Here is a 7,177-nt window from a genome sequence, read left to right as displayed (position 1 = left end):
GTTCGCGGGATCACGGGTGAGGCAGGCGGAGACCGACGGACGCAGGGCGGGCGGGAGTTCGGAGCGCTCGGGGACGGTGTGGCCGGTGGCGGCGTACGCGAGGACGGCACCGAGCGCGTACACGTCCCCCGCCGGCCGGGGCCGCCCGCCCGAGGCCTGCTCGGGTGCCAGCGCGCCCGGGTCGAGGCCAGTCCGGCCCGCGGCTCCCCGTCCGGCGCCGCCGCCCGTACCGCGCCGAAGCACGTCAGCCGCGGGCCGTCGGCGGTGAGCAGGACGGCGGCGGGCGAGACACCCGCGTGCGTGACGCCCTGCGCGTGCGCGGCGGCCAGGGTCTCCGCGAGGGCGGCGCCGATCGCTCGTACCGTTCCCTCCGGCAACGGGCCCCCGTGCACGGCGAGGGCGACGGGGAGCGGGAGCGCGGGCAGGTAGGGCGTCACGTACCAGGGGGAGGAGCCGGCCGGCTCCGAGACCTCGGTGACCGGGGCGATCCACGGGCCCATGAGCCGCTGCCCGGCCTGTGCCTCCGTCAGAAAGCGCGCGGGATCGGCCCCGGGCAGGGGCGCGGAGAGCAGGACCGTACGGTCGCCGTCCGCGCTGCGGGCGACGAACCGGCGGCAGGGGACGTGGCTCTGGTGCGGTGCCGGCGGGTCCAGGCGGGTGATCAGACGGTACGGGCCGATCCGCCGCGTCGATTCCTCGTTCGGGCGCGGCCGTTCCACGTGCGAATCCCCCTTGTCGGTCGCTCCCTTGTCACCCCGACGGTTCACGGGAGCAACAGGAGCCTACTCAAAGGGCGGAGGGGTGGAGGGGAGAGGTGGTGGAGGGGAGAGGCGGTGGGGGGAGCCGGGAGGGGAGGAGTCGGGAGGGGGCTTTCCGCCGTGGGCGGTTGGCCGAGTCGCTCCGGCAGCAAACGGCCGCCCCTGCCGTACGCGGGGGCGGCCGTCGTTCTTCGGCTCCGTGCGGTCAGTCCTCCGGCGTCAGTCCTCCGGCGTCGCGGAGGTGCCGATCAGCGAGAACGCCAGGATCGACACCCGTGTGACGAGACCTGCCAGCAGAATCGTGCCGACCCCCTCCACCCGCAGCTCCGCGATCTCCTCGCCCAGCCAGGACAGCAGCCACCAGATCAGGGAGTCCTGCACGAACCCGGCCGCGCCGAAGGCCAGCAGGGCCGGGGCGGGGACGGGGCCCGAGGGGCCGATGTGGACGAGCTGGGTGAGGACGGCGATCACCACGCCCGCGAGGAGGACGGAGTAGACGGCGTCGATGCCCTCGGGGCCCAGCGTGATGCCGGGGAGTACGGCTCCGGCGATACCGGCTCCGGCGACGGCACCGAGTCTGCGGCGTATGCCTGTGTCAGCCATGGCCGGACTCTGGCACACACGATGTGATCTTGTGAAGATCCTGTGCGTGGAGACCGTGATCGGATTCGAACCGACGTCACTCGCTTTGCAGGCGAGTCCCTGAACCACTCGGGCACACGGTCGTGCTGTTCATGGAACGACCGTAGGGCGGCGCGTCCCGGCGGCCAAGGGATTCGGGCGGGCCGCAACGCGACTGCCATGCGCCGTTCACGGTCGTACGACCAAGGGACGAGCCCACTCCGCCCTGACGACAGGGTTCCATTGCGGCTACGCCCCTTACTCTGAAGGGCATGAGTGCCTTGGACCCCCGCGACACCGGCGTCGCCCCGACCGAAGACGCCCCCCTCCCGGAGCGCACGGGCGGATCCGTACTCGACCGGGACCACCGGGCACTCAGTATCGGCATCGTCTCCGTCGTCCTGCTCATCGCCTTCGAGGCGACGGCCGTCGGCACCGCCATGCCCGTCGCCGCCCGCGAGCTGCACGGCATCCCTCTCTACGCCTTTGCCTTCTCCGCGTACTTCACCACCAGCCTCTTCGCCATGGTCCTGTCCGGGCAGTGGTCGGACCGCAGCGGTCCCCTCGCCCCGCTCACCGTCGGCATCAGCTCCTTCGCGGCCGGGCTGCTGCTCTCCGGCACCGCCGGCACGATGTGGCTGTTCATCCTCGGCCGGGCCGTCCAGGGGCTCGGCGGAGGCCTGGTGATCGTCGCGCTGTACGTGGTCGTCAGCCGGGCCTACTCCGAGACGCTGCGGCCCGCGATCATGGCCGCCTTCGCGGCCAGCTGGGTCGTCCCCTCCGTCGTCGGGCCCCTCGCCTCCGGAACGATCACCGAACACCTCGGGTGGCGCTGGGTCTTCGTCGGGATCCCGGTCCTCGTCGTCTTCCCGCTCGCGCTCGCCCTGCCCGCGATCCGGCGTACCGCCTCGGGGCCGACCGACCCCGCCGCGCCGCGGCCCCCGTACGACCGGCGGCGGATCCGGCTCGCGCTCGGCATCTCGGCCGGGGCGGGGCTGCTGCAGTACGCCGGGCAGGAGCTGCGCTGGCTCTCCCTGCTCCCCGCGGTGGCCGGGGCCGCGCTGCTGGTGCCGGCGGCGCTCGGCCTGCTCCCGCGCGGCACGTACCGCGCCGCCCGGGGGCTGCCGTCCGTGGTGCTGCTGCGCGGCATCGCGGCGGGCTCCTTCATCGCAGCCGAGTCCTTCGTGCCGCTCATGCTCGTCACCCAGCGCGGGCTGAGCCCCACGCTCGCGGGGCTCTCGCTCGCCGTCGGCGGCGCGACCTGGGCGCTCGGCTCCTACCTCCAGTCGCGGGCGTGGACGGAGCCGTACCGGGACCGGCTGATGGTGATCGGCATGCTCATGGTCGCCGCGGCGATCGCGGCCGCCCCGAGCGTGCTGATCGCCTCGGTGCCGGTGTGGGTGGTCGCGGTGGCATGGGGATTGGGATGCCTGGGGATGGGCATGGTGATCGCCTCGACGAGCGTGCTGCTCCTGAAGCTCTCGGCACCGGAGGAGGCGGGCGCCAACTCGGCGGCCCTGCAGATCTCGGACGGCCTCTCGAACGTGCTGTTGCTGGCGGCGGGCGGCGCGGCGTTCGCGGCGCTGGGCGGCGGCGCGGTGGGTCACGGCGCGGCCCTGGACACGGCTTCGCACCCGGCAGCCTTCGCGGCGGTGTTCCTGCCGATGGCGGGGGCGGCACTGGTGGGGGCCTGGGTCGCGACGCGGTTGCGGGAGCGGTGAAATCCGCGTGGTACCGCTGGCCCCACCGTGGTGGTACCATTCTGGTATGGCCATGAACCTGCGTCTTCGTGACGACCAGACAGAGGCACTCAAGCAGCGCGCGGAGGAGGAGGGCATCAGCATGCACGCCATACTCCTCAAGGCGGTCGACGACTATCTGGCGCGTACCGCCCAGCAGGCGATCGTGCGGAAGACGGCCATGGAGCAGGCCGCCAAGTGGCATGAGCTGATGGAGCGCCTCAAGTGAGGTGTGTCTATCTCTCCGCCGAGGACGTTCTGGTCATCGCCGAGCATGCGGTCGATGACCAGAGGGTTCTTGTGCGCGATGCGGGGCTGCTCGAATCGGCGGTGCACCGGCCCTCGGCGGCCATGTTCGGCGAGGAGGCGTACCCGGATCTCGTCGACAAGGCCGCCGCACTGCTGCAGTCCCTGGCGGTCAACCGTCCCTTCGTCGACGGGAACAAGCGCACCGCCTGGCTGTCTTGCATGACCTTCCTCGCCATGAACGGCGTCCAGCTCCGCCCGGACATCGACGCGGCCGAGCGTCTGGTCATCGCCGTGGCCACCGGAGAGACGGACGAGGTCAAGGTGATCGCTCAAGGGCTGCGCGAACTGATCGCCCCGACGTGAGCTGAATCGCACCCGCTCCGCGCCCGGGGCGTTCGTACGGGATTCCCCCCGGGCCGCCGGTAAGGTGGCCCGGTTGTCATATCTGGACGAGCGTCGAACCGGAGACCGTGACTACCACCGCCACCTCCTCCCACCACCTCTCTCCCGCCTTCCCCGGCCGCGCCCCCTGGGGCACCGCCAACAAGCTGCGTGCCTGGCAGCAGGGCGCCATGGAGAAGTACATCCAGGAGCAGCCCCGCGACTTCCTCGCGGTCGCGACGCCCGGCGCCGGCAAGACCACCTTCGCGCTGACCCTCGCCTCCTGGCTGCTGCACCACCATGTCGTCCAGCAGGTGACGGTCGTCGCCCCCACCGAGCACCTGAAGAAGCAGTGGGCGGCTGCCGCCGCGCGGATAGGGATCAAGCTCGACCCCGACTACAGCGCCGGGCCGCTCAGCAAGGAGTACCAGGGCGTCGCCATCACGTACGCCGGCGTCGGCGTACGGCCCATGCTCCACCGCAACCGCTGCGAGCAGCGCAAGACCCTCGTCATCCTCGACGAGATCCACCACGCCGGTGACTCCAAGTCCTGGGGCGAGGCCTGTCTGGAGGCCTTCGACCCGGCGACGCGGCGGCTCGCGCTGACCGGTACGCCCTTCCGCTCCGACACGAACCCGATCCCCTTCGTCACGTACGAGGAGGGGAACGACGGCATCCGGCGTTCGTCGGCGGACTATACGTACGGGTACGGGAACGCTCTGGGCGACGGTGTCGTGCGGCCCGTCATCTTCCTCAGCTACAGCGGCAACATGCGCTGGCGCACCAAGGCCGGCGACGAGATCGCCGCCCGCCTCGGCGAACCCATGACCAAGGACGCCATCTCCCAGGCGTGGCGCACCGCCCTCGACCCGCGCGGCGACTGGATGCCGAACGTGCTGCGCGCCGCCGACCAGCGTCTGACGGAGGTCCGGAAGGGCATCCCGGACGCCGGTGGTCTGGTGATCGCGAGCGATCAGGACTCCGCCCGCGCGTACGCCAAGCTGATCCGCGAGATCACCGGCACCAAGGCCACGGTCGTCCTCTCCGACGAGGCCGCCGCCTCGAAGCGGATCGACGAGTTCAGCGAGAACAACGACCGCTGGATGGTCGCCGTCCGCATGGTGTCCGAGGGCGTCGACGTGCCCCGCCTCGCCGTCGGCGTGTACGCGACGACGATCTCGACCCCGCTCTTCTTCGCCCAGGCCGTCGGACGTTTCGTACGTTCACGCAGGCGCGGCGAGACCGCGTCGGTGTTCCTTCCCACGATCCCCAACCTCCTCGGCTTCGCCAACGAGATGGAGGTCGAACGCGATCACGTCCTCGACAAGCCGAAGAAGGACGGCGAGGAGGACCCGTACGCCGAGTCCGAGAAGGAGATGGCGGAGGCCGAGAAGCAGCAGGACGAGGACACCGGCGAACAGGACACGCTGCCCTTCGAGGCGCTGGAGTCCGACGCCGTCTTCGACCGCGTGCTGTACGACGGCGCCGAGTTCGGCATGCAGGCCCACCCGGGCAGCGAGGAGGAGCAGGACTACCTCGGCATCCCCGGGCTCCTCGAACCCGACCAGGTGCAGCTGCTCCTCCAGAAGCGGCAGGCACGGCAGATCGCGCACAGCCGCAAGAAGCCGGACGGCGAGGCGGACCTGCTGGAGCTGCCGGCCGAGCGACGGCCTGTCGTTTCGCACAAGGAGCTGTTGGAGCTCCGCAAGCAGCTCAACACCATGGTCGGTGCGTACGTGCACCAGAGCGGCAAGCCGCACGGCGTGATCCACACCGAGCTGCGCCGGGTGTGCGGTGGGCCGCCGAGTGCCGAGGCGACGGCCGGGCAGATCCGCGAACGGATCAAGAAGGTGCAGGAGTGGGCCACCCGTATGCGGTGAGCCCGCCCATGCCGTGAGCCCGACGCGGCGGGCCGGTCACGGCCGGCGGCCGCCCGGCGGCGGTCGATCCGGGCCCGGCCGGGCCGGTCATGCCCGCGGGGAGTCGCGGCCGAGGGTGGTGGGGCCCGTACGCGGAGATGCGTACGGGCCCCTTCGCGTACGGGCGCTTTCGTGTACGGGCCGTTTCGCGTACCGGCCCCTTCGCGAACGGGCGCTTTCGTGAACGGGCGCTTTCGTGAACGGGCCTTCGCGTCCCGGTCCGGCCCCCGCAGCCGGCCCGCCGAACACGCCCCGCGCCAGGGCCACGACGGATCCGATCTTGTCCGCCGAAGTCCTCTGACCGGCTGACTTAAGACCCGAACCGGCTGTATCCGGTCGTCGACGCCCGGATTCTGGACGAGGTCTTCCGCTGAGCGGAGTGGCTCGCTACTGTCCCCGCAATGCAAACGCCCCGTGGCAGCGCCGCCGCGGAGCGCAGCCGGTGCGCATGGCCTGCCGGCGGCCTCTGACGTGCGTCGCCGACGGGACCGGTGTCGCAGCTCTCGTTTGAAGGACCGCCGTCACTCACTCCGAAGGAGAGGGCGTCGTGACCGCGGAAACCTCCCAGACGCTCGACCGGGGACTTCGAGTCCTCAAACTGCTCGCCGACACCGACCACGGCCTGACCGTCACCGAGTTGTCCAACAAACTCGGGGTCAACAGGACCGTCGTCTACCGTCTGCTCGCCACACTCGAACAGCACGCTCTCGTACGACGGGATCTGGGCGGCCGCGCCCGGGTCGGCCTCGGTGTGCTGCGGCTGGGCCGCCAGGTCCATCCGCTGGTCCGCGAGGCCGCGCTGCCCGCGCTGCGCTCGCTCGCCGAGGACATAGGGGCGACCGCCCATCTGACCCTGGTGGACGGGGCGGAGGCCCTGGCGGTCGCCGTCGTCGAACCGACCTGGACCGACTACCACGTGGCCTACCGGGCCGGCTTCCGGCACCCGCTGGACCGGGGCGCGGCCGGCCGCGCCATCCTCGCGGCCCGGCAGGGCGGCCTGACCGAGCCGGGGTTCACGCTCACCCACGGCGAGCTGGAGGCGGGCGCGAGCGGCGCGGCGGCTCCGCTGGTCGGAGTCACCGGGATCGAGGGCAGCGTGGGTGTCGTCATGCTCGCGGACGCGGTGCCGGAGCGCGTGGGGCCGCGGGTGGTGGACGCGGCCCGCGAGGTCGCCGACGCCCTGCGCTAGCCCGACGACAACGCGGTGAGGGGCGGTGCCGGGCGTCGCGAGCCCGGCAAGATCGGCGAGACGGCCCTGTTCCTGAGGGCGCGGGCGAGGCCGGCGGGTGTACGGCCGCCGGGGACTGCCAACCCTGGGTCGCCGGAGCGCCGGACCGAGGGACCGCCCCCCGGGCCGCCGGAGCGCCTACCCCCGGCCGCCGGGCCGCCTGACCCCGTGCGACGGACCGCCGAACCCGGGGCCTCGGACGGCCTGACCTCGGGCGGTCTCCGGACCGCCTGCCCTCAGGCCCCCGACCCCGGACCGTAGGCCGCCGGGCCGCCTGACCCC

6 protein-coding genes, 1 tRNA gene and 1 pseudogene are annotated in these 7,177 nt (G+C 72.2%); 5 read left to right on the top strand and 3 right to left on the bottom strand.

Going from position 1 to position 7,177, the window contains the following annotated elements; genetic code table 11:
• The 3 genes and pseudogenes from J7E93_RS29105 to J7E93_RS29095 form a co-directional block, all read right to left on the bottom strand.
• A pseudogene (locus J7E93_RS29105) lies at positions 1 to 719 on the bottom strand (serine/threonine protein kinase); the annotation flags it as partial.
• Between the two features lie 258 nt (positions 720 to 977).
• Positions 978 to 1,361 carry a hypothetical protein gene (locus J7E93_RS29100; RefSeq protein ID WP_215072988.1) on the bottom strand — a complete coding sequence of 128 codons (384 nt, stop codon included), beginning with the start codon at positions 1,359 to 1,361 and terminating at the stop codon, positions 978 to 980.
• Positions 1,362 to 1,408: 47 nt separating this feature from the next.
• A tRNA-Cys gene (locus tag J7E93_RS29095) sits at positions 1,409 to 1,483 on the bottom strand.
• A gap of 168 nt (positions 1,484 to 1,651) precedes the next feature.
• Between J7E93_RS29095 and J7E93_RS29090 the strand changes: the two genes are divergently transcribed.
• The 5 genes from J7E93_RS29090 to J7E93_RS29070 all read left to right on the top strand — a co-directional run bounded on the left by J7E93_RS29090 (position 1,652) and on the right by J7E93_RS29070 (position 6,856).
• Positions 1,652 to 3,100: an MFS transporter gene (locus tag J7E93_RS29090; RefSeq protein ID WP_215072987.1), complete on the top strand. Its 1,449-nt coding sequence runs from the start codon at positions 1,652 to 1,654 to the stop codon at positions 3,098 to 3,100.
• A 46-nt stretch (positions 3,101 to 3,146) separates the two neighbouring features.
• Positions 3,147 to 3,347, top strand: a complete 201-nt coding sequence (locus J7E93_RS29085) for a ribbon-helix-helix protein, CopG family (RefSeq protein WP_215072986.1) — start codon at positions 3,147 to 3,149, stop codon at positions 3,345 to 3,347.
• Positions 3,344 to 3,730 carry a type II toxin-antitoxin system death-on-curing family toxin gene (locus tag J7E93_RS29080; protein ID WP_215072985.1) on the top strand — a complete coding sequence of 129 codons (387 nt, stop codon included), beginning with the start codon at positions 3,344 to 3,346 and terminating at the stop codon, positions 3,728 to 3,730. The genes J7E93_RS29085 and J7E93_RS29080 overlap by 4 nt, the downstream gene beginning before the upstream one ends.
• 107 nt (positions 3,731 to 3,837) lie before the next feature.
• Complete coding sequence (locus J7E93_RS29075; protein ID WP_215072984.1) at positions 3,838 to 5,628, top strand: DEAD/DEAH box helicase; 1,791 nt, start codon at positions 3,838 to 3,840, stop codon at positions 5,626 to 5,628.
• 586 nt (positions 5,629 to 6,214) lie between these two features.
• Positions 6,215 to 6,856 carry an IclR family transcriptional regulator gene (locus J7E93_RS29070; protein WP_215072983.1) on the top strand — a complete coding sequence of 214 codons (642 nt, stop codon included), beginning with the start codon at positions 6,215 to 6,217 and terminating at the stop codon, positions 6,854 to 6,856.
• The last annotated feature ends 321 nt before the right edge of the window (positions 6,857 to 7,177 follow it).

Origin of the sequence: Streptomyces sp. ISL-36, from assembly GCF_018614205.1 — a bacterium.
Lineage (GTDB): Bacteria > Actinomycetota > Actinomycetes > Streptomycetales > Streptomycetaceae > Streptomyces.
The sequence above is the reverse complement of the archived record's forward strand: the minus strand, read 5'-3'. Positions and strand labels throughout refer to the sequence as shown.

What these genes read in the sequence shown, in the direction of transcription:
- J7E93_RS29100 (WP_215072988.1), bottom strand. Translation starts at nt 1,361, where the DNA reads ATGGCTGACACAGGCATACGCCGCAGACTCGGTGCCGTCGCCGGAGCC.
- J7E93_RS29085 (WP_215072986.1), top strand. Translation starts at nt 3,147, where the DNA reads ATGGCCATGAACCTGCGTCTTCGTGACGACCAGACAGAGGCACTCAAG.
- J7E93_RS29090 (WP_215072987.1), top strand. Translation starts at nt 1,652, where the DNA reads ATGAGTGCCTTGGACCCCCGCGACACCGGCGTCGCCCCGACCGAAGAC.